We start from the raw sequence: 20309 nt of genomic DNA, 5'->3' as shown, positions 1-20309 counted from the left end.
CGTCGCGATCGACAGACAGGAGCATGTTGACGTGAGGGATATCGTGGCCATCGACCAGACGATTCAGGCGCAGGACGCCCAGGAGACGCTTCTCGGGCTCCGCCGGAGCATCGACAATATCGATGCCGCGCTGATCTACATGCTGGCCGAGCGTTTTCGCCACACCCAGGCGGTGGGTGAGTTGAAGGCGCGCCACGACATGCCACCCGCCGACCCGGCCCGCGAGGCGCAGCAGGTCGCGCGGCTGCGCGAACTGGCGGTGACGGCGCGGCTGGACCCCGACTTCGCCGAGAAGTTCCTGGCTTTCATCATCAAGGAGGTCATCCGCCATCACGAGGCCATCGCGCGCAAATCCGGCGCCTCCGGACCCGTCTGATGGCCGCCGCGCCGGATGCCGCCGCCACGCGGACACTGGTGCTGATGCGCCACGCCGAGGCCTTTCCCGGCCCCTATGGCGACCCCAGCCCGCACAGCGACCTCGGACGCCCCCTGACCCCCGGCGGACGCCGTCAGGCCCATGAGCGTGGAACACAACTGCGCGAGATCGGCTTCGTTCCGGAGCTGGTCCTGATCAGTCCGGCCATGCGTTCGGGCGAGACCTATGCCGCGTTCGGGCCGTTTTCCACCACCGCCGCGCCGCAGGTGCGCCAGGACGGGCGACTGTATGAATGCGGCAGCGCGAGCATACTCGACGTTCTGCGCGAGGTACCGGAAAAAATAAACAATATCATTGTCATAGGACACAATCCCGACCTGTATCATCTGGTCATGGACCTGGCGGGACATGCCATCGACGACCCGGACAAGATCATCCTGATCCGGGGCTTTCCGGTCGCCTCGCTGGCCTGCTTCACGGTGCATGGACCCTGGCACGCACTGGCCCGCAAACAGGTCTCCCTGACCCGTGCGCTATGCAATTGAAGCGGTAAGCGCCCCCCGGCACGCAGAGTTGCCACCGTAGCCGTTTCGTCCTTATCTCGGCGCATGCCTGCATCGGGACACGGCGCCGGACCACTCCATCGCAAACTGTCACGCAGAGGACAGGTGTCCGCAGGTTGGGGATGAGAATGGCCGCTCGCACGGCGGCGAACGACCAAGAGGAGAGTTTGATGACCGAGTCAGGAAAAGTGGCCACCGTCTCGCTGGATGGCAAAACAGCCAGTCTGCCGGTCCATTCCGGAACGCTGGGCCCCGATGTACTGGACATCCGCAAGATCACCGCCGACATGGGTGTCTTCACCTTCGACCCAGGCTATGGCGAAACGGCGTCTTGCACCAGCAAGATCACCTTCATCGATGGCGACAAGGGCATCCTGCTGCATCGCGGCTATCCGATCGCACAACTGGCCGAGCAGGCCACGTTCACCGAGGTCGCGTATCTGCTGCTGAATGGCGAGCTGCCGAACAGCACCGAGCATGAATCTTTCGTCGGGACCTTGAAGTCGCACACGCTGCTGCACGAGCAGATCCGTAATTTCTTCAACGGCTTCCGTCGCAACGCGCATCCGATGGCGATTCTGTGCGGCACGGTCGGCGCGCTGTCGGCCTTCTATGACGACGCCACCGACATTTCGAACGCGGCCAGCCGCCACCTGTCGGCTGTGCGCCTGATCGCCAAGCTGCCGACGATCGCCGCGTGGGCATATAAATACACCCAGGGCGAGGCCTTCATTTATCCGCGCAACGAGCTGACCTACGCGGAAAACTTCCTGTCGATGATGTTCGCGCGCCCCTCGGAGCCGTACAAGATCAACCCGATCCTCGCGCGGGCGATGGATCGCATCCTGATCCTGCACGCGGACCACGAGCAGAATGCCTCGACCTCGACGGTCCGCATGGCGGGCTCGACGGGCGCCAATCCGTTCGCCTGCGTTGCCGCCGGGATCGCCGCGCTGTGGGGGCCCGCCCATGGCGGCGCGAACGAAGCCGTCCTGAAGATGCTGGCCAAGATCGGCAACAAGGACAACATCCCCGACTTCATCGCCAAGGTGAAAGACAAGAACAGCGGCGTGCGGCTGATGGGCTTCGGCCATCGCGTCTACAAGAATTTCGACCCGCGGGCGAAGATCATGCAGGCAACCTGCCACGAGGTTCTGAGCGAACTGGGGATCAAGGACGATCCGCTGCTGGACCTGGCGGTGGAGCTGGAAAAGATCGCGATCAACGACGAATATTTCGTCAAGCGCAGCCTCTACCCGAACGTCGATTTCTATTCTGGCATCATCCTCAAGGCGATGGGCATCCCCACCAGCATGTTCACCGTGCTGTTCGCCCTCGCCCGCACCACCGGCTGGATCAGCCAGTGGAAGGAAATGATCGAGGAACCCGGCCAGCGCATCAGCCGGCCGCGCCAGCTCTATACCGGCGCGCCGCAGCGCGACTTCGTGCCGCTGTCCCAACGCGGCTGACATACGCCGGGCGGTCCGTTCAGGTCATTCAACCGAACGGACTGAACGATCCGCGTCCGAGGCCATGAAAAAGCCCGGCGGCCAATCGGCCGCCGGGCTTTTTCGCGCGCCATATGTCGGCGCCACGCCTGTCAGGTACAGTCGCAGCCCGGCGTCGGCCCCTTGTCCTCGCGCACCACATGATGGTCGATCCATTCGGAAACCAGACGCCGGGCCTCGTTCAGCGACGCCTCGGGATGGTGGATTCGATACAGGGTGGTGCAGGCATGAAACGCCGAAATATCGCCCGTCCCGATCTCCCGCAATTCACGGTAGGCGGTAACCACCGCCCGCTCGCAGTTTCGTGTGATCCGGCCGTTTTCTGGCGCCACAGTTTTCTATCCTTATTGCGAACGATTTGCAATTACAATTATTTTAGCGAGTATAGTCCCCTCCGGCAAGAGAAACCCGCCCCCGTCGAGCGCGATGCAGCCCCTCGCAGACCACGGCGCAAGCGGGACCGGGGCGGAATGACGCCTCCCGCACGATGGATTTTCCCGGTCGATCCCGCTAAGGCTCTTTCACCTCGTTTCCACGATACCGGACCGGAAAGACACGACAGATGAACGATACGACTGGGTACGGCACGGGCGCTTCGGCGGGCTCCTCCGCCTGGGACCGTGACGCCGCGCTGACCACCGCCAAGCTGCTGCTGGAAATCAAGGCGGTCAATTTCCGTCCCGAGGAACCCTATACGCTGACATCGGGCTGGAAGTCGCCGGTCTATATCGACTGCCGGCGCATCATCTTCTTCCCGCGCGCCCGGGCCAAGATCGTCGAACTGGGTGTCGAGAAGATCGGCCGGCATATCGGCTATGAAAGCATCGACGCCGTGGTGGGCGGCGAGACCGCGGGCATTCCCTTCGCCGCCTGGATCGCCGACCGGCTGATGGCCCCGATGGCCTATGTCCGCAAGAAGCCCAAGGGCTTCGGCCGCAACGCGCAGATCGAAGGCGACGTCCCCGAGCATATGCGGACCCTGCTGGTCGAGGACCTGACGACCGACGGCTCGTCCAAGATCCGTTTCGCCCGCGCCCTGCGCGACGCCGGGGCGATCGTCGACCATACCTTCGTCGTTTTCTTCTACGGCGTCTTCCCCGGATCGCTGCGGACGCTGGCGGATATGAACATCTCGCTGCATGCGCTGTGTACCTGGTGGGATGTGCTGGAAGCCTGCGCCGGAAAGCCCTATTTCTCGGAAAAGGACGCCTCCGAGGTCCGGCGCTTCCTCGAAGACCCGTGCGGCTGGTCGGGCCGGCATGGCGGCGTCTCCAACCTGGAGGAAGCCTTGGCATTCAAGGGCACGCAGGCCGAGGGCTGACCCCGCCGCCATGACACGGCGGATTCTCGCCTTCGATTCCGGAATCGGCGGCTTCGGCGTGGTCCGGGCGCTTCGCGCTCGCCTCCCCGCGCTTTCCGTCGATTATCTGGCCGATACGGCAATCTACCCCTATGGCGAGCAGGCCGATGCGGCGCTGGTCGATCGCGTGGTCTCGCTGCTGGGCGCGGCCATCGCCAGGCTCGCCCCCGACCTGGTCGTCATCGCTTGCAATACCGCCAGCACGCTGGCGCTGCACGCGTTGCGGGAATGCTATGCCACGCCCTTCGTCGGCTGCGTCCCGCCGATCAAATGGGCGGCGGATCTCAGCCGGAGCCGTACCATCGGGCTGCTCGCGACACGCGCAACCGTCAGGCGCCCCTATCTGCGCGATCTGCAACAGCGCTACGCCCCCGATTGCACCCTGCTGGCGCACGGCGCGCGGGGACTTGCCGACCTGGCCGAACACGCCTTTCGCGGCCACGCGGTCTCGACCGACCTCGTCAGGCAGGAACTGGCGACCCTGTTCGACCAGCCCGGTGGCGAGCGGATCGACGTGGTCGGCATCGGTTGCACCCATTACACGTTCCTGATGGATGCATTTCGCGCGGCCTCGCCACCGGGAATGATCTGGCTGGACCCGGCCGACGCCGTCGCCCGTCAGGCCGCGGCGGTGCTGGCGGCGCTCCCGCCTGGGACCGAAACCGCCTCTCGTCCCGACCGGGCACTTTTCACCGCCATGCCGACGGAACCCGCGCGCATGGCAACCGCCATGTCGCCACTGGGCTACGGTCCGCCGATACTGTTCTGACCGGACGTAGAGCACTTGCGAAACCGCGCAAGCATTCTGCCATAAAATACTATTTTTAAACGATTCTTCTAACGAGCGCGGCTGACCGTATAGGATGCCGTATCCTGCAACAGGCGCCGCAGCCGCGTGTCGGGGAAAATATCCAGCGCCTCGCATGCCGCGCGGGCATAGATCGCGGCACGGTCCAGGGTCGCACCGATGGCGTCGGTCCGGGCGATCAGAACCAGTGCGTGGTCGAGATCCTCGGGCTGCTGCTCGCTATCCTCGATGACCCGCCGCCAGAACCGGCGGTCCTCCTCGCTCCCGGCGGCATAGGCCGCCAGGACCGGAAGCGTGATCTTCCCTTCTCGGAAATCGTCGCCCACGGTCTTGCCCAGCACGGCCTGGTCGGCGGCATAATCCAGTGCGTCGTCGACCAGTTGAAACGCCATGCCCAGATTGGTGCCGAAGGCCTCCAGCGCCACTTCCTCGACTTCCGGCCGTTTCGCGACCACCGCCCCCACGCGACAGGCCGCGGCGAACAGCGCGGCCGTCTTGCCGTGAATGACCGTCAGATACTGGTCGACCGACGTCGACAGGTCGTTCTGCGTCGACATCTGCAAGACCTCGCCCTCGGCGATCGTGGCCGAGGCCGAGGACAGGATCGCCATCACCTTCAGCGAACCGTCATCCGTCATCAACTGGAACGACCGGGCGAACAGGAAATCACCCACCAGCACCGACGCCTTGTTGCCGAACACGGCATTGGCGCTGGCCAGCCCGCGCCGCAACTGGCTCTCGTCCACCACGTCGTCATGCAGCAGCGTCGCGGTGTGGATGAATTCGACACACGCGGCCAGCGCGACATGGCGCTGATGGTCGGGGCCGGCCGGGTAGCCGCACAGCCGCGCCGATGCGAGCGTCAGCAAGGGCCGCAGCCGCTTGCCGCCGGCCGCCACCAGATGCGCCGCCAGTTGGGGAATCAGGGCGACCGGGCTGTCCATCCGCGCGACGATGGCGCGGTTGCACGCGGCCATGTCCTCGGCCAGGTAGGTCGACAACTCATGCAGAGCGGCCTCCGCCCCCTCCTGCGCCGAGGCGCCGGAGGCGGAATGCTTCGCGTTTGCCGTTTGCTCGGATTCCGGCAGAGTGACTGCAACACCCAAAAGGTTAAACTCCCGGCTCCGTTGGATTGGTCTGTAGAACATATGAGCGGCGTGCGAATGACGGTCAAGCCGAAGGAGACGATACATGAGCCGACGCGGGATCCGGCATGTCCTGCCGGCGACTCATCCATCGACCCGCTGAGCCAAGGCACGCTGCTGGGCGGCCGCGTCCGCTACCGGCAGTTTCGCCACGGCTACCGCACCGGCCTTGAACCCGTCCTGATGGCGGCCGCCATCCCGGCCCGTCCCGGCCAGCGCATCCTGGAGGGCGGATGCGGCGCGGGCGCGGGGCTGATGTGCCTGTCCTGGCGCGTCGCCGGCATCGCCGGCGTGGGCGTGGAGCGCGATGCCCGCACCGCCGCGCTGGCCCAGGCCAATTTCGACGAAAACAGCTTCGGCCGGCTGCGCGCCCTGTGCGCGGCCCTGCCCGACCTGCCCGCCATACCCGACTATCCGGCGCAGGGCGGCGGCTTCGACCATGCCTTCGCCAACCCCCCCTGGCATCGCGCCGATGCCAGCGCATCGCCCGACGCGCGCCGCGACCTCGCGCGGCGCGCCGGGGCAAACGACATGCTGTCTGTCTGGGTCCGCGGCCTGGGGCGTCAGGTGCGTCATCACGGTACCCTGACCCTCGCCCTGCCCGCCGCGTCCATCGACGCGGCGATCGCGGCGATGCGCGCGCACGGCATCGGGTCGATCCGGCTGATTCCGTTCTGGCCCAAGGCCGGACGACCCGCCAGAATCGTGCTGGTCCAGGGCCGCGTCGGCGGCCGGGGCGACGCGGCCCTGCTGCCCGGCATGACGCTGCACCGGGCAGACGGACATTTCACGCCGGAAGCGGATGCCGTCCTGCGCGAGGGAGCGCCGTTGGAGGGGCTGTAGCGCTCCTTTTTCTGAAGAAAAAAGAAGCGCCCTGATTAGCCGTCGGATTGGAAGATACTCTCCTCGAATGCCTCTTCCCAGGTACCGGAGGTCGAGGCCCGACTATATTCCGTCGCGCGATTTTCGAAGAAATTTGTATGCTCGACGGCATTCAGCATGTCGTCCAGCCACGGCAGCGGGTTCGCCGGGACATGGTACATCCCGTCCAGCCCCAGCAGGCTCAGCCGGCGATCGGCAACGAAGCGGATATAGGTCTTGACCAGATCGGCATCCAACCCCTCGACCGGCCCCATCTCGAAGCACAGATCGATGAACGCATCCTCATGCTCGACGATGTCGCGGCAGACCTGGCGGATGTCCTCGCGCAGCTTCTCGGTCCAGATTTCCGGATTTTCATGAATGAAGGTGCGGAACAGCCGGGCCATGGACAGACAATGCAGCGTCTCGTCCCGCACCGACCAGGACACGATCTGCCCCATGCCCTTCAGCTTGTTGAAACGCGGGAAATTCAACAGGATGGCAAAAGACGCGAAAAGCTGGAGCCCTTCGGTAAAGGCGCCGAAGGCTGCGAGCGTACGGGCGATGTCGTATTTGCTGTCGACCGAAAAGCCCTGCATATAGTCGTATTTATCCTTCATTTCCTTATACTTAAGGAAAGCGGAATACTCCGACTCGGGCATGCCGATCGTATCGAGCAGATGACTGTACGCAGCGATATGAATCGTCTCGATATTCGAGAAGGCCGACAGCATCATCAGCACTTCAGTCGGTTTGAACACCCGGCTGTAATGCTTCATGTAGCAATTGTTCACCTCCACGTCCGACTGCGTGAAGAAGCGGAAGATCTGGGTGACCAGATGCCGCTCGCTCTCGGTCAGGGTGCGGTGCCAGTCCTTCACGTCATCGGCCAGCGGCACTTCTTCCGGCAGCCAATGCACGCGCTGCTGGGTCAGCCACGCATCATACGCCCACGGGTAGCGGAACGGCTTGTAGACCGGATTCGCCGTCAGCAGGTCGAAATGGGTTTCGCCCTCGGGCTGGGGCACATTGAGAGGGTCGGTCATGTCGTCTTCTCCGCGACGGCAATGCTGTGGCAAACAGCCGTGGGGACAGGGCGGCAGGGCCGCCTTGCCGCGTTACTGGCAGGCCAGGCACTCGTCGTAATTGGTGGATGACGTGGGCGGGGCCGCCGGTGCGGCCGCCGTCGGCTCGGGCGCCAGAACGTCACTCTTGTCCAGGATGTTGCTGACCGTGTCCGCCCGCTGGATCGACAGCGAACGGCAATAGTACAGCGATTTCACGCCCCGCTTCCACGCCAGGTAATGGATCTGGTGCAGGTCGCGCTTATGCACGTTGGCCGGCAGGAACAGATTGATGGATTGCGCCTGGCAGATATAGCCCGCGCGATCGGCGGCATGCTCGACCACCCAGCGCTGATCCAGTTCGAAAGCGGTCTTGAAGACGTCCTTTTCCTGCTGGGTCAGGAAATCCAGATGCTGGACGCTGCCCTGGGTCAGCGTGATCGACGACCAGACCTCGTCATTGTTCTGCCCCTTGTCGATCAGCAACTTGGTCAGGTGCCGGTTGCGCACGGTAAACGAGCCGGACAGCGTCTTCTGGAGAAAGACATTGGCCGCGATCGGCTCGATCCCGGGGCTGGAATTGCCGGCGATGATGGAAATCGACGCCGTCGGCGCGATCGCCAGCTTGTTCGAAAAGCGCTCCATCACGCCATATTCAGCCGCGTCCGGGCACGCGCCGCGCAGTTCCGCCAGCTTGCGCGACGCCTCGTCCGCCTTCTCGCGAATATGCTTGAAAATCCGCTTGTTCCAGACCTTCGCGATCACGCTTTCGAACGGCACGTTGTTCGCTTGCAGGAAGGAATGGAAGCCCATCACCCCCAACCCGACCGACCGCTCGCGCGAGGCCGCGTATTTCGCCCGCGCCATGTCGTCGGGCGCCCGGTCGATGAAATCCTGCAACACATTGTCGAGGAACAGCATCACGTCCTCGATGAATTGCGGATTGTCCTTCCACTCTTCCCAGGTTTCCAGGTTCAGGGACGACAGGCAGCAGACGGCCGTCCGTTCCTGGCCGTGATGGTCGATGCCGGTCGGCAGGGTGATCTCGGCGCACAGGTTCGAGGTCTTGACCTCCAGCCCCGCCAGCTTGTGATGCTCCGGCCGCGCATTGTTCACGTGGTCGGAATAGATGATGTAGGGCTCGCCCTGTTCCATCCGCGCCGTCAGGATCCGAATCCACAGCGACCGCGCGGAGACATGGCGAATATGCGCGCCATCCTTGGGCGACAGCAGCGCCCATTCGGCATCGTCCGCCACGGCGCGCATGAAGGCGTCCGAAACCAGCACGCCGTGATGCAGGTTCAGCGCCTTGCGGTTCGGGTCGCCGCCGGTCGGCCGGCGGATCTCGATGAATTCCTCGATCTCGGGATGCCAGACCGGCAGATAGACGGCGGCCGAGCCGCGGCGCAGCGACCCCTGGCTGATCGCCAGCGTCAGGCTGTCCATCACGCGAATGAAGGGGATCACCCCCGACGTCTTGCCGTTGCGGCCGACATTCTCGCCGATCGACCGCAGGTTGCCCCAGTAGGACCCGATTCCGCCGCCCTTGCTGGCCAGCCAGACATTCTCGTTCCACAGATCGACGATGCCGCGCAGGCTGTCGTTCGCCTCGTTCAGGAAGCAGGAAATCGGCAGGCCGCGCGTCGTGCCGCCATTGGACAGCACGGGCGTCGCCGGCATGAACCAGTGGCGCGAGATATAGTCGTACAGCCGCTGCGCATGTCCCGGATCGGCGCCATAATAGGATGCCACGCGCGCGAACAGGTCCTGATAGCTCTCGCCGTCCAGCAGATAGCGGTTATCCAGCGTCGCCTTGCCGAACGGCGTCAGCAACGCATCGCGCGAGCGGTTGACGCGTACCGGATGATGGCCGGGCAATTGGACGACATCATCGAACATGTCGGGGGTCGTCTGTCCGGACTCATGGTCCTGGAACAGGCCATGCTCCTCGGCCGGACGATCAGACACGGTTCCGGATATGTCGTCCAGGCTCATCCATTATCTCCGTGAAAATCGCCGGGACACGGTTTCTACGCCTTGTGTCCGAGGCAGCATTATGACGCTACATATCGCGTCAGGGCAACCAATAACGCACTAGATATATGAAGATGCCGCGACGGCAAGGGCACGATTTTCCGCAAGGCAGGACTTTCCGCGTCAAGCGAAAAGTTTTTTTTCTTTACGCCCAGCCAGCCGCGACCGTCACGATTCTGCGGGGCCGGCGGTCCCCCATCGCGCGGCCGCCTCCTCGTCGCTGGGTCGCGCCGCGACCCACCTCGCCTGGCCGTCGGGGTATTCCTCGCGTTTCCAGAATGGTGCCTGCGTTTTCAGCCAGTCGATCACGAATCCGGTCGCATCCAGCGCGGCGCCACGATGCGCCGCGGCACACAGCACCAGCACGATCGGCGCCCCGACCGGCAGTCGCCCCACGCGGTGGACGACGGTGCAGGCCAGCAGGCCGAATCGGCTACCGGCCTGGTCGACGATTCGCGCGATCATGGATTCGGTCATACCGGGATAATGTTCCAGGACCAGCGCCGCCAGCCCCGCGTCGCCCCGCACCACGCCGACGAAGGCGCCGATTCCCCCCATTTCGAGTCCCGCGTCGGCCAGGCGCGCGAGTTCGGCGTCCAGCGAGAACGTCTCCTCCTGCACCCGGATATCGACCCGCACGGTCCTAGCCCCCCGTCACCGGCGGGAAGAAGGCCAGTTCGTCCCCCGCGCGCACCGGGGAATCGAGGGCGGCGAATTCCTGGTTCACGGCGCACCGGATCGGACCGGCTTCCTCGCCGAACACCGCCTCATAGGCCGCGCCGCGCCGACGCAGGCCGTCCATGATCGCACGGACCGAGGACGATCCGCCGTCACCAGGCAGCGCGACCGTCTCCCGCGACCGGCCGAGCCGATCCCGAAGCCAGGCGAAATACAGGATTTCCACCATCCGCGCCGTCCCTTCCGTCCTCGCCGGCCCAGCCCCGGCCCCTGCGCGTGTTCCTATCTGGAAACGCCCGGCGTGTCCCGCACCGTCTTCACGGCCCCGTCCGGCGTGATGACGGTGTTGGTACCATCGCCATTCGGAATCACGATGGTCGAGGCCGTCTGCCCGGACCGGGCGACCGGGCTCGCCCCCTGCCCGCCCGATGAAGCCGGCCCCTGGAGATTCTGACCCTGGCCCGCGAAATCCTGCACGCCGCCACGGATCTCGGCCTGCTCGCCCGCGCTCAAGCTCCCGCCTTCGGGCAGTTCGGGGCCCGAGGCGGCGTCGCCGGGCAACCCGTCATTGGTCCCATGGCGCTCCCGCGCCGCATCGCCCAGGGTCGGCAGCGGCGCGGGCGGCCCGGGCCACATATCGCCGCCCTGCGGCAGAATCGGCCGTTCGGACACCCGCTCCCCCCGCGCGCGGCGCAGATTTTCCGCATCCCCCGCCGGCAGGTTCGGATTGGCCCCAGGAAACGTCGCGTCATCGGCCATCAGCTTGCCGAAACCGGCACAGCCCGCCTGCAATAACAGGAGTGAAAGCACCGCCGCCCTGCGCATCATCATCCTCTCCGCCCACGCGCCAGTGCGCCGACGGCTTTCAGTCTGCCCATTCGCCATTACAACCACAAGTGGCACAAGGCACCACGATACAATCAAGGGGCGATTTTTGAGGCACCATCATGGCGGCCGATATGCCGCAGGGCGGTCAGCAGGTAATCCCAGCCCGTCACGACCGTCAGCACCGCTGCGATCCACAGCAGGATGGAGCCGATCAGGCCGACCGGCAGCCAGGCCATGTGCAGCAGCCGTCCCGTCCCGTCCCCGGCCAGCAGGAAGCCGATCGCCGTCATCTGGATCCCGGTCTTCCATTTCGCCAGCCGCGTCACCGGCAGGCTGATGCGGGTCGTGGCCAGGAATTCGCGCATACCGCTGATCAGGATTTCCCGCGCCAGGATGATGATGGCGGGATACAGCGCGCCGAACGGCAGGTGGCCGGTGCCGGCCAGCATCATCAGCGACGCGCCGACCAGCAGCTTGTCGGCGATCGGGTCGAGCATCCGCCCGAGTTCCGAATATTGATGCCGGGCGCGCGCCAGCCGCCCGTCCAGATAGTCGGTGATCGCGGCCGCGATGAACAGCAGGCAGGCCAGGCAATCCGTCATGGCGGTGCCCATCGCCACAAGGGCGACCAGGACGGGAATCGCCCCAATCCGCGACAGGGTCAGGACATTGGGCAGGTCGGTCAGCATCGGGACATACCGTACAGCAAGACAGAACGAACAGGAACGGTACTTCACGCCGGTCTGACGAAGAAATCGCTCACATCTGCCGCCCGTTCATTCCCGCTTCTATCCCCCGCTCCAGCCCGGATGAAAGTGGCCGTAGACCACGCGCGCGGTCTCCCGGTTGATCCCCGGCGTCGCCTCCAGTTCGGCCAGGCCCGCCTGCCGCACCCCCCGGGCCGAGCCGAACTGGTTGAGCAGCGCGCGCTTGCGCGCCGCCCCGACACCGGGGATCTCGTCCAGCTCCGATTTCACCAGCGTCTTGGACCGTCCGGCACGATGGGTGGAAATGGCGAAGCGATGGGATTCGTCGCGCAGCCGTTGCAGATAGTACAGCACCGGATCGCGCGGCGGCAGTTGGAAGGCCGGCCGGTCGGCCACATGGAACCACTCCCGCCCGGCATCGCGATCCGGCCCCTTGGCGATCGCCACCAGCGTCACGTCCGACACGCCCAGTTCGTCCAGGATCGCCCGTACCGCCGAATACTGGCCCGCCCCGCCGTCGATCAGGACGATATCCGGCCAGTCGGCCCCGTTCTCGTCCGCCTCGCGCTCGCGCAGGGCACGGCTGAAGCGCCGCTCCAGGACCTCGCGCATCATCGCGAAATCGTCACCGGGCGTTATCGGCCCGCGAATCCCGAATTTGCGATAGCTGCGCCGCTCGAACCCCTCCGGCCCCGCCACCACCATCACGCCATAGGCGTTGGCGCCCATGATATGGCTGTTGTCGTAGATCTCGATCCGCCGTGGCGCGGCGTCCAGCCCGAACAAGGCGGCCACCCCGTCCAGCAGCTTCGCCTGGGCCGTGCTTTCGGCCATCTTGCGTTCCATCGCCTCGCGGGCGTTCGTCTCGGCATGCTCGACGACCGCGCGCTTCTCCCCCCGCTGCGGCACCAGGATCTCCACCTTCCGCCCGCGCTTGATGCCCAGCGCGTCGGCCATCAGCTCATGTTCCGCGATCGCGCAGTTCAGCAGGATCTGCGCCGGCGGCGGCTTGTCGTCATAGAATTGCGCCAGGAACGCCTCCAGCACCTCGCCCGGTGCCTCGTCGCGCGCATGGACGGGGAAGAAGGCACGATTGCCGTTATTGCGGCCACCACGGATGAAGAAGACCTGGATGCAGGACTGCCCCGCCACCTGGGCGATCGCCACGATATCGGCATCCTCCAGCGACGCGGGATTGATCACCGACGAATCCTGCATCGCCGCGAAACCCCGGATACGATCGCGGATGGTCGCCGCGCGCTCGAACGCCAGGCTGGCCGCCGCCGCCTCCATCTCCCGCACCAGCTCGTCGCGCAGGCCATTGCGCTGGCCGGACAGGAACGCCCGCGCCTGTTCGACCAGATGGGCATACTCCGCCGGCGCGATGCGCCCGACGCAGGGCGCCGAGCAGCGCTTGATCTGAAACAGCAGGCACGGCCGCGTGCGCGCATTGAACACCGCGTCCGAACAGGACCGCAGCAGGAACACCCGCTGAAGCAGGTTCAGCGTCTGGTTGACCGCCCAGGCCGAGGCGAATGGCCCCCAGTAGGACGCCCCCTTGACCAGCTTGCCCCGATGTTTCGCAATCTGCGGAAACGCATCGCCATCGCTCATCACGATCCACGGATAGCTCTTGTCGTCGCGCAGCAGGATATTGAAGCGCGGCTTCATCCGCTTGATGTAGTTGGCTTCCAGCAGCAACGCCTCGGCCTCGGTATGGGTGGTGACGATCTCCATCGTCACCGTCTCCGACACCATCCGCCGCAGCCGTTCGGGCAGCTTGCCCAGTTGGGTATAGGACGTCACCCGCCGCTTCAGCAGCCGCGCCTTGCCGACGTACAGCACCTCCCCCTTCTCGCCGATCATGCGATAGACGCCGGGCGAAAGCGGCATGGTCTGCAAGGCATGCAGGATTGCCTCGACCCCACGAACGCCCGGGGCCGAGGCTGCGGCCACATCACCGTCCATCAGGCCGCCCCGCGTTCATCCACCGATCATGTGGATAAGTCTGTGGAGCAGGCACGGGCAGAATCGTGAGGCGGGCGGTTTTCCTGCCCCCGACTTGGATTGCATAAAAAAGCAGCACAGAAAAATAACCCACTGATTATTATAAATTTATTCCAACGCAACCTTAATGCTCGATGAACGCCGCGTAATCCGCCAAAAAAGCGAGGACGGATCGCTTTTCACCGGCCCAGACGCTCCCGCCTTTGCTCGCCCAGCCACCATTCGATCCCGTTTTGTTCATCGTGCAGGGAATCGCTCTTGCCAGTCCCTGCACGATGGGCGATGTCAACGATATGCGCATCGTCACTTGGAATATCAATTCGCTTCGCCTTCGGCTTCCCCTGCTCGCCCGCCTGGGCCGCGACCTCGGCCCGGACATCATCTGCCTACAGGAAACCAAGGTCCCGGATGCGTTGTTTCCCACCGAGGCGATCCGCGATCTCGGATACATCCATACGCTCTATCGTGGCATGAAAGCCTATAACGGCGTCGCGATCCTGTCGCGTGTGCCGTTGACACCTATGGACGATACACCCGACTGGTGCATGCGCGGTGACTGCCGTCACATCGCGGCGTCGTTCTCACTCGGCGGCGAGACGGTCGATCTGCATAATTTCTACATCCCTGCCGGCGGCGACATTCCCGACCCCGAGGCCAACCCCAAATTCGCGCACAAGCTGGCCTTCGTGGACGAAGCCGCCGCCTGGTTCGCCGGCCGCACCAACCGCCGGACCATCCTGGTCGGCGACCTGAACATCGCGCCGCTGGAACAGGATGTCTGGAGCCACAAGCAACTGCTGACCGTCGTCAGCCACACGCCCCCCGAGACCACGCGGCTGCTGGCCTGGCAGGAGAACGGCTTCGTCGACGCCATGCGGCATTTCGTACCGGCCGACGAAAAGCTGTACACATGGTGGTCCTACCGCAACCGCGATTGGAAAGCCTCCAACCGTGGCCGCCGCCTGGACCATATCTGGATCACGCCAGACCTGACGGAACAGTTGGCGGGCATGACGGTGCTACAGGATGCACGCGACTGGCCCACGACGTCGGACCACGTTCCGGTCGCGGTGGATTTCCAGGATTGAGGCCGGGGCCCGACGAGGCGACCTGTTCTTTCCCGATCGGTCATTGGCAGCCTCGGCGATGATTGCCGGGCCGTTTTCTTGTCAATCTGTCCAACCTTTGACATAGAGCTTTGGCAGTCTGACCAGAGACGAATTTTTCTTGGTGGTATGTCGCGTGGCTCATATGATTCCTCAACACTCTCGCTTATGCACCACCACATGTCGTATGGCGGCGCGGGCGTGCGGCGTATTGGTGAGCGGCCTCCTCTTCCTGTCAGGCTGTAGTTCCCTGCCAAGTAGCGGCCCCACGGAATCACAGTTCATCAACGCACAAAAAGATCCCAAGAAGAACAAGTTGGGGTTTGGCATTGTACAAATCAGTTCCGACCTCCTGACAATTCTTGCCAGCGATTCCCCAACACCGCTCTCTACACTCGACAAAGTGACCGATCGACCTACGAGCAACGACATGATTGGTCCCGGCGATATTATCCAGATTTCGATCTATGAAATCGGTAATGGCTTGTTCGGCGGTGGAGGCAGCAATGCCAGCGGCACATCGATCGCCGCCACCATGGCGAGCGGTTCCGCAACCCCCCAAAGCACCGGCAGCATTCTGTCATCCGGAGGCGCCGCGCAGGACCAGCAGGCCAGCGTCAAGGCCATACTCAGTAATCTGCCGCCACTGAACGTCAGTGCCGACGGAACAGTCACCGTCCCCTATGCAGGCACGCTTCACGTGGCCGGACGAACCGTGGATCAGACAGCGGCAATGGTACGCCAGGCCCTCGCAAAGAAATCGCAGGCGCCACAGGTCGTCGTACGTGTCGTCCAGAGCGTTACCAACTCCGCGATCGTCTATGGCAACGTCACGCGTCCTGGACGCGTGCTCCTCACCCCCACGCGCGAACGCCTCATGGATGTCATCGCCTTGGCGCAGGGCAGCTCCCACCCCCCGGAAGATTCCGTCATCCAACTGACGCGCGGCAACCACGTGGCACGCGTGGCCATGAGCGTTCCGGAAAACGACCCGTCGCAGAACATTGCCATTCATCCCGGCGACCGGATCGAAGTCATCTACAAACCCAGAACCTTTACCGTCTTCGGTGCCACCGGCAAGGTGTCGGAAGTACCGTTTACGGTACCCGAACTCTCGCTGTCTGAAGCGATCGCCAGGACGGGAGGGCCACTGGACCAGCAATCCGATCCCAACGGCATTTTCCTTCTGCGCTATGAGGATAACGACGTCGTTCGGCGGCTGGGCCTGCCTGTGGCCGAGGGCAAGCCGGTCACGCCGATCGTGTACCAAATCGACATGATGAATCCCGGCAACTATTTTCTGGGGCAGCATTTTGTCATGAGAGACAAGGACATGCTGTACTACTCCAACGCCAAGGCTAATAATTTCTACAAACTGTTCGCCCTTATCAGCACGATCGTCCAACCGGGCATTACGGCAGGCTACATGGCGCGCTAACGCGTGAGCCGCCATTCCCGCAACCGGACGGGATATGTGCAGTTTTTCGATCAAGGTTGGAGCAGGAAAGTCTTTCGATGTCAGATGCGTTTCAGGAACATCCCTCACCGGCCATAACGCCGGCATCCCGGCCGGTTCGTTCAGCGAAGGCGTACGAAGCCTGCGCGACCTTTGTGAAGAACAAGATCGGGGTTGGGCTTTTTTTTGCGGTTATCGTGCCCAATATCCTGCTGTTTCTGTATCTGACGTGCATTGCCACGCCGCAGTATATTTCCGAAGCCCACTTCATGGTGCGTGGCGAACACTCCATGAGCGGCCTGCCACTGACCATGATGCTGCAAAGCGGCGCGGGTGAATCCGTCACCAGTGACGATACCTTCGCTGTACAGGATTATCTGGTCTCGCGCGATGCCATGGGCCTCCTGCTCCGCAACAACGATCTCGCCCAGGTCTTCTCGCGCAAGGAGGCTGACTTTCTTGCCCGTTTTCCCAACTGGTATTCCCGGCGGGATCTCGAAAGCTTCTATAAATATTACAAGAGGCACATCAAGGCGCAAATCGACGCCGACACCTCGCTATCCGTCCTGACGGTCCGGACCTTCAGCGCAGACGATTCACAACGCATCGCGAAAGCACTCATCGCTGCTGCGGAAGATCTGGTGAACGAGATAAATCGCCGCCAACGAGCAAACCTGGTCGACGCCGCGCAGAAGGAAGTGACCGAGACGCTGGGCCAGATCCGCGACCTGCAAACCCGCCTCGCATCATTCCGCAATACCAGCGCGATGATCGATCCGGAAAGACAGAGCGTGCCGCTGGTTTCCACGCAATACGCCCTGCAATCGCTGCTGACCGCCACGCAGATGCGCCTGGACCAGACGCGGCAGACCGCCCCCGACAGCCCTGCCATCGCCGTATACCAGCAACAGATCAATATCCTGCGCAAGGAACTGGAAACCGCTTCAGCCCGCCTCACGGGAGACCCGAATTCCCTAGTGCCGCAACTGACCGAATATGACAGCCTGACCATCCAGCGGCAGATTCTACAGCAGGTTCTGGCGTCCGAAGTGGCATCACTCCAGAGCGCCAAATCCCGTGCTGATCATCAGATGGTATTCCTCGAAGAGGTAACCCAGCCCGACAAACCCGATTATCCTACTTATCCGCCGACGATCAAAGTGATGGCGATTTCGATCCTGTGCTTCTACGGCGTCTACGTCATGGCAAGATTGCTAACCGCTGGAGCCAGGGAGCATAGGATCACATGAAATGGCAATCGCAAATGAGCGAATCCCTGTTCTATCATTTCAAGATTCAGTACAAGGTTATCCATGCTCTTATCCTGCGGGAAATCCACACTCGCTATGGGCGAGATAATCTGGGTTTTCTGTGGCTAGTTGGTGAGCCCATCTTGTTCTGCTCTGGGGTAGCCATCGTCTGGACAGCTATACGGCCGGCTCGCGAACATGGGTTGGCAATGACCGCTATCGTAGTAACAGGATATGTTCCCCTTACAATGTGGCGTCATTGCTTGGCTCGAGCAATAAAGGCGTATGAAGCAAATGGCAGCCTGCTCTTCCATCGACAAGTTACACCTTTCGATATTATAACCGCGCGTACGTTTCTGGAAATCATTGGGACAATTATGGCCGGATTGTTTGTAGCTTTAGCTGCAATTATGCTCGGCTTCATGAAAACTCCACAGAATTATGGCCTAATTCTTCTTGGCTTGACGTATCAGTGCTTTTTTTGCTTTGCAACAGCATTGATTGGAGCCGCTTTAAGTGAAATGTCCGATTTTATCGAAAAAATTGTGTCCATTTTTTCTTATCTTTCTCTTCCATTTTCTGGAGCCTTTATCATGGTTGCTTGGCTTCCGCTCCGATATCAATGGATACTACTGCTATCTCCTATGGCAAATAATATAGAAATGGTCAGAGGTGGGCAGTTTGGTATTTCTGCGAGTGTCAGATACGATCTCTTTTATAATACGTGGATGACTGTATTATTGTTAATAATTGGCATTCTTTTGACAACCAATATCAGGAAACATTTGGAAATCACAGGATGATAAAATGCGATGGCATTATTAAAGAATTCCATACCTCATCGGGCGTTCGTCGTGTTCTGAACGGAATCAACTGTACCGTTCAACGAGGCGAAAAATGGGGAATCCTTGGCCATAACGGCGCGGGAAAATCAACACTGCTGCGGATCATCGGCGGCGTTGACCTCCCAACGGCCGGACGGGTTGAAAGGGACATGTCCGTCTCATGGCCACTGGCCTTCTCTGGGGCATTCCAAGGCAGCCTCAGCGGCTTGGATAATCTGCGTTTCATTGCCCGCATCTATAACCGAGACTATGCTGAAATGCGCGGTTTCGTAGATGACTTCGCGGAGTTGGGCAACCACCTTCGCGAACCGGTCAAGACTTATTCGTCGGGTATGCGCGCTCGCCTTGCATTTGCCCTTTCCATCGCAATTGAATTCGATTGTTATCTTATCGACGAAGTTATCATGGTCGGCGATGCTCGTTTTACCGAACGATGCCGCCAAGAACTTTTCGACAAACGGAGCGATCGCTCCCTTATCATTGTGTCCCACAGCATGGATTTTATCAGAGAAACTTGCGACCACAGTATGGTTCTGCGGGATGGCAAAATGACCATCTGCGCTAGTGTCCAAGAAGGAGTAGATATGTACAATAACTTCTGATATCAAACTGAATAAAATCAGATAGAGGTGTACTCTTAAGTATCTGATCTCTTTCCTCCGAAATTTTTATATGAATTTCGTGAAGAAGGAGATCAATTGATCCAGTGCCCCGGATCATAAAACAGCATATCACTTAACGATAGGCTTCAACTATGTCTTCTTCAAATCATAATGGGGCATGCATGAAGAAAAAACCGTTACGCTGTCGGGCTGAGAGAAAATCTTCCGGACACAACCGTCCGGCACATAGCATGCGCCCACGATGAGCATCAACATAGAACTCATCCAGAATTGATTTCAGTTTTTCGCCTTTACGATGTAGAACTAACCCACCATCAGTAACGGTGACATGCTGAAAGTCGATCTTGCCATTATGAGGCTGAACGGCCCCATCATCGCCGATAGCAAACTGCCCGATCAAATTACGCCGGTCCAGCTTGCCACAACTCCATACCCGATTCGTCAGTTTCCGGACAACGGTAGCAAATGCGCCTTGTTGGTGGCAGGAAGATGACGCGAACAGAGGCTGGTATAATGTCATCTGCAACCATTTTTTTGCCATACTGGTCGCGCAATTTGCATGATGAATTACACAGGGAGAATCTGGCAGGGCGCCCATCGAAAAACACCAGAACTCTTCCGGCAGAAAGCCTGCTTTTATCTTATTCTTTTCAAGAAAATCTTTGTCTTCCAGAAGCATATTGACCGCTTCCTGGTCCCAGACATTATTCACCTCTACGCGACGAAGGATTTCTTCCCAGAATGCACGAACAGCCGGCGTACAACGAAAGACAATGAACCCGATATTGGCGCGGCTCTTTTCCCAAAGCCACTCGCGCTGGAACAAGATATCATAGCCTTCCATCAAGGCAGGCAACCGTTCCCTAAATGGGCGGTAGATGGTGATATCTATATCGGAGAAAATCTCGAACTTCTCCTCATCTTGCTGGCCTTCGATCGGACAGGCTTCAATAAGAAGGCGCGTCTTGCTTTTCCATAGGTTCGGGCCGCCGCCTAGGCCGGGCTTGTCAGGAAGATCGAGGGCGTGACACGTAACTGTGATCTCTTTCTCTAGACCGGAGAGGAAGCGGATCAGCATGGGTTCGGCGTC

At 61.6% G+C, this 20309-nt stretch carries 21 protein-coding genes; 11 read left to right on the top strand and 10 right to left on the bottom strand.

Annotated features, from left to right (window positions below; translation table 11 throughout):
• The first annotated feature begins 40 nt into the window (after positions 1-40).
• From HLH48_RS16395 to gltA, 3 genes are all read left to right on the top strand, one after another.
• The gene (locus HLH48_RS16395) at positions 41-376 is read left to right on the top strand and encodes a chorismate mutase (protein WP_264813124.1); all 336 of its coding nucleotides are present in this window, start codon (positions 41-43) and stop codon (positions 374-376) included.
• Positions 376-921: a SixA phosphatase family protein gene (locus HLH48_RS16390; protein WP_182998553.1), complete on the top strand. Its 546-nt coding sequence runs from the start codon at positions 376-378 to the stop codon at positions 919-921. Before HLH48_RS16395 ends, HLH48_RS16390 begins: the two co-directional genes overlap by 1 nt.
• A 188-nt stretch (positions 922-1109) precedes the next feature.
• Positions 1110-2408: a citrate synthase gene (gene gltA / locus HLH48_RS16385; RefSeq protein ID WP_182998552.1), complete on the top strand. Its 1299-nt coding sequence runs from the start codon at positions 1110-1112 to the stop codon at positions 2406-2408.
• A gap of 131 nt (positions 2409-2539) precedes the next feature.
• Here the strand turns inward: gltA and HLH48_RS16380 are convergent, their stop codons facing one another.
• The gene (locus HLH48_RS16380; protein ID WP_182998551.1) at positions 2540-2779 is read right to left on the bottom strand and encodes a hypothetical protein; all 240 of its coding nucleotides are present in this window, start codon (positions 2777-2779) and stop codon (positions 2540-2542) included.
• A gap of 230 nt (positions 2780-3009) precedes the next feature.
• On the opposite strand from HLH48_RS16380, the gene HLH48_RS16375 reads away from it, so the two are divergent.
• Positions 3010-3768 carry an orotate phosphoribosyltransferase gene (locus HLH48_RS16375; RefSeq protein ID WP_182998550.1) on the top strand — a complete coding sequence of 253 codons (759 nt, stop codon included), beginning with the start codon at positions 3010-3012 and terminating at the stop codon, positions 3766-3768.
• A gap of 10 nt (positions 3769-3778) precedes the next feature.
• Positions 3779-4576: a glutamate racemase gene (locus HLH48_RS16370; RefSeq protein WP_182998549.1), complete on the top strand. Its 798-nt coding sequence runs from the start codon at positions 3779-3781 to the stop codon at positions 4574-4576.
• Positions 4577-4644: 68 nt separating this feature from the next.
• Here the strand turns inward: HLH48_RS16370 and HLH48_RS16365 are convergent, their stop codons facing one another.
• On the bottom strand, positions 4645-5721 hold the full coding sequence (locus tag HLH48_RS16365; protein ID WP_246387413.1) for a polyprenyl synthetase family protein: 1077 nt from the start codon (positions 5719-5721) through the stop codon (positions 4645-4647).
• Between the two features lie 57 nt (positions 5722-5778).
• Here HLH48_RS16365 and HLH48_RS16360 point away from each other — a divergent pair, with 57 nt between their 5' ends.
• Positions 5779-6603, top strand: a complete 825-nt coding sequence (locus HLH48_RS16360; protein ID WP_246387412.1) for a tRNA1(Val) (adenine(37)-N6)-methyltransferase — start codon at positions 5779-5781, stop codon at positions 6601-6603.
• Between the two features lie 35 nt (positions 6604-6638).
• Here the strand turns inward: HLH48_RS16360 and HLH48_RS16355 are convergent, their stop codons facing one another.
• From HLH48_RS16355 to uvrC, 7 genes are all read right to left on the bottom strand, one after another.
• Positions 6639-7667: a ribonucleotide-diphosphate reductase subunit beta gene (locus HLH48_RS16355; protein WP_182998547.1), complete on the bottom strand. Its 1029-nt coding sequence runs from the start codon at positions 7665-7667 to the stop codon at positions 6639-6641.
• Between the two features lie 72 nt (positions 7668-7739).
• On the bottom strand, positions 7740-9680 hold the full coding sequence (locus HLH48_RS16350) for a ribonucleoside-diphosphate reductase subunit alpha (RefSeq protein ID WP_182998546.1): 1941 nt from the start codon (positions 9678-9680) through the stop codon (positions 7740-7742).
• 207 nt (positions 9681-9887) lie between these two features.
• Positions 9888-10358 carry a molybdenum cofactor biosynthesis protein MoaE gene (locus HLH48_RS16345; RefSeq protein ID WP_182998545.1) on the bottom strand — a complete coding sequence of 157 codons (471 nt, stop codon included), beginning with the start codon at positions 10356-10358 and terminating at the stop codon, positions 9888-9890.
• Positions 10359-10362: 4 nt separating this feature from the next.
• Positions 10363-10626, bottom strand: coding sequence for a MoaD/ThiS family protein (locus HLH48_RS16340; protein WP_182998544.1), 264 nt, complete (start codon positions 10624-10626; stop codon positions 10363-10365).
• 53 nt (positions 10627-10679) lie between these two features.
• Positions 10680-11228 carry a hypothetical protein gene (locus HLH48_RS16335; protein ID WP_246387411.1) on the bottom strand — a complete coding sequence of 183 codons (549 nt, stop codon included), beginning with the start codon at positions 11226-11228 and terminating at the stop codon, positions 10680-10682.
• 89 nt (positions 11229-11317) lie between these two features.
• A complete protein-coding gene (gene pgsA, locus HLH48_RS16330; protein ID WP_182998543.1) occupies positions 11318-11914 on the bottom strand; it encodes a CDP-diacylglycerol--glycerol-3-phosphate 3-phosphatidyltransferase in 597 nt (198 codons plus the stop codon).
• Positions 11915-12013: 99 nt separating this feature from the next.
• Complete coding sequence (gene uvrC / locus HLH48_RS16325; RefSeq protein WP_182998542.1) at positions 12014-13900, bottom strand: excinuclease ABC subunit UvrC; 1887 nt, start codon at positions 13898-13900, stop codon at positions 12014-12016.
• Between the two features lie 332 nt (positions 13901-14232).
• Between uvrC and HLH48_RS16320 the strand changes: the two genes are divergently transcribed.
• The 5 genes from HLH48_RS16320 (at position 14233) to HLH48_RS16300 (ending at position 19198) form a co-directional block, all read left to right on the top strand.
• Positions 14233-15027, top strand: coding sequence for an exodeoxyribonuclease III (locus HLH48_RS16320; RefSeq protein WP_182998541.1), 795 nt, complete (start codon positions 14233-14235; stop codon positions 15025-15027).
• A 232-nt stretch (positions 15028-15259) separates the two neighbouring features.
• Positions 15260-16483, top strand: coding sequence for a polysaccharide biosynthesis/export family protein (locus HLH48_RS16315; protein ID WP_343065434.1), 1224 nt, complete (start codon positions 15260-15262; stop codon positions 16481-16483).
• 77 nt (positions 16484-16560) lie between these two features.
• The gene (locus tag HLH48_RS16310) at positions 16561-17751 is read left to right on the top strand and encodes a capsule biosynthesis protein (RefSeq protein WP_246387409.1); all 1191 of its coding nucleotides are present in this window, start codon (positions 16561-16563) and stop codon (positions 17749-17751) included.
• Entirely contained in the window at positions 17748-18554 is an 807-nt protein-coding gene (locus HLH48_RS16305) for an ABC transporter permease (protein WP_246387408.1), read from the top strand. The genes HLH48_RS16310 and HLH48_RS16305 overlap by 4 nt, the downstream gene beginning before the upstream one ends.
• Positions 18551-19198: an ABC transporter ATP-binding protein gene (locus tag HLH48_RS16300; RefSeq protein WP_182998540.1), complete on the top strand. Its 648-nt coding sequence runs from the start codon at positions 18551-18553 to the stop codon at positions 19196-19198. Before HLH48_RS16305 ends, HLH48_RS16300 begins: the two co-directional genes overlap by 4 nt.
• A gap of 166 nt (positions 19199-19364) precedes the next feature.
• Here the strand turns inward: HLH48_RS16300 and HLH48_RS16295 are convergent, their stop codons facing one another.
• Positions 19365-20297 (bottom strand): putative nucleotide-diphospho-sugar transferase, encoded by a 933-nt coding sequence (locus tag HLH48_RS16295; protein WP_182998539.1) that lies wholly within the window; start codon positions 20295-20297, stop codon positions 19365-19367.
• Positions 20298-20309: the final 12 nt, after the last annotated feature.

This window comes from Gluconacetobacter sacchari, assembly GCF_014174255.1.
Lineage (GTDB): Bacteria > Pseudomonadota > Alphaproteobacteria > Acetobacterales > Acetobacteraceae > Gluconacetobacter > Gluconacetobacter sacchari.
Note: the sequence above shows the minus strand (reverse complement) of the source record. Positions and strands in the feature narration are given on the sequence as shown.

What these genes read in the sequence shown, in the direction of transcription:
- HLH48_RS16390 (WP_182998553.1), top strand. Translation starts at nt 376, where the DNA reads ATGGCCGCCGCGCCGGATGCCGCCGCCACGCGGACACTGGTGCTGATG.
- gltA (WP_182998552.1), top strand. Translation starts at nt 1,110, where the DNA reads ATGACCGAGTCAGGAAAAGTGGCCACCGTCTCGCTGGATGGCAAAACA.
- HLH48_RS16375 (WP_182998550.1), top strand. Translation starts at nt 3,010, where the DNA reads ATGAACGATACGACTGGGTACGGCACGGGCGCTTCGGCGGGCTCCTCC.
- HLH48_RS16370 (WP_182998549.1), top strand. Translation starts at nt 3,779, where the DNA reads ATGACACGGCGGATTCTCGCCTTCGATTCCGGAATCGGCGGCTTCGGC.
- HLH48_RS16360 (WP_246387412.1), top strand. Translation starts at nt 5,779, where the DNA reads ATGACGGTCAAGCCGAAGGAGACGATACATGAGCCGACGCGGGATCCG.
- HLH48_RS16355 (WP_182998547.1), bottom strand. Translation starts at nt 7,667, where the DNA reads ATGACCGACCCTCTCAATGTGCCCCAGCCCGAGGGCGAAACCCATTTC.
- HLH48_RS16350 (WP_182998546.1), bottom strand. Translation starts at nt 9,680, where the DNA reads ATGAGCCTGGACGACATATCCGGAACCGTGTCTGATCGTCCGGCCGAG.
- HLH48_RS16340 (WP_182998544.1), bottom strand. Translation starts at nt 10,626, where the DNA reads ATGGTGGAAATCCTGTATTTCGCCTGGCTTCGGGATCGGCTCGGCCGG.
- HLH48_RS16335 (WP_246387411.1), bottom strand. Translation starts at nt 11,228, where the DNA reads ATGATGATGCGCAGGGCGGCGGTGCTTTCACTCCTGTTATTGCAGGCG.
- pgsA (WP_182998543.1), bottom strand. Translation starts at nt 11,914, where the DNA reads ATGCTGACCGACCTGCCCAATGTCCTGACCCTGTCGCGGATTGGGGCG.
- uvrC (WP_182998542.1), bottom strand. Translation starts at nt 13,900, where the DNA reads ATGGACGGTGATGTGGCCGCAGCCTCGGCCCCGGGCGTTCGTGGGGTC.
- HLH48_RS16320 (WP_182998541.1), top strand. Translation starts at nt 14,233, where the DNA reads ATGCGCATCGTCACTTGGAATATCAATTCGCTTCGCCTTCGGCTTCCC.
- HLH48_RS16310 (WP_246387409.1), top strand. Translation starts at nt 16,561, where the DNA reads ATGTCAGATGCGTTTCAGGAACATCCCTCACCGGCCATAACGCCGGCA.
- HLH48_RS16305 (WP_246387408.1), top strand. Translation starts at nt 17,748, where the DNA reads ATGAAATGGCAATCGCAAATGAGCGAATCCCTGTTCTATCATTTCAAG.
- HLH48_RS16300 (WP_182998540.1), top strand. Translation starts at nt 18,551, where the DNA reads ATGATAAAATGCGATGGCATTATTAAAGAATTCCATACCTCATCGGGC.
- HLH48_RS16295 (WP_182998539.1), bottom strand. Translation starts at nt 20,297, where the DNA reads ATGCTGATCCGCTTCCTCTCCGGTCTAGAGAAAGAGATCACAGTTACG.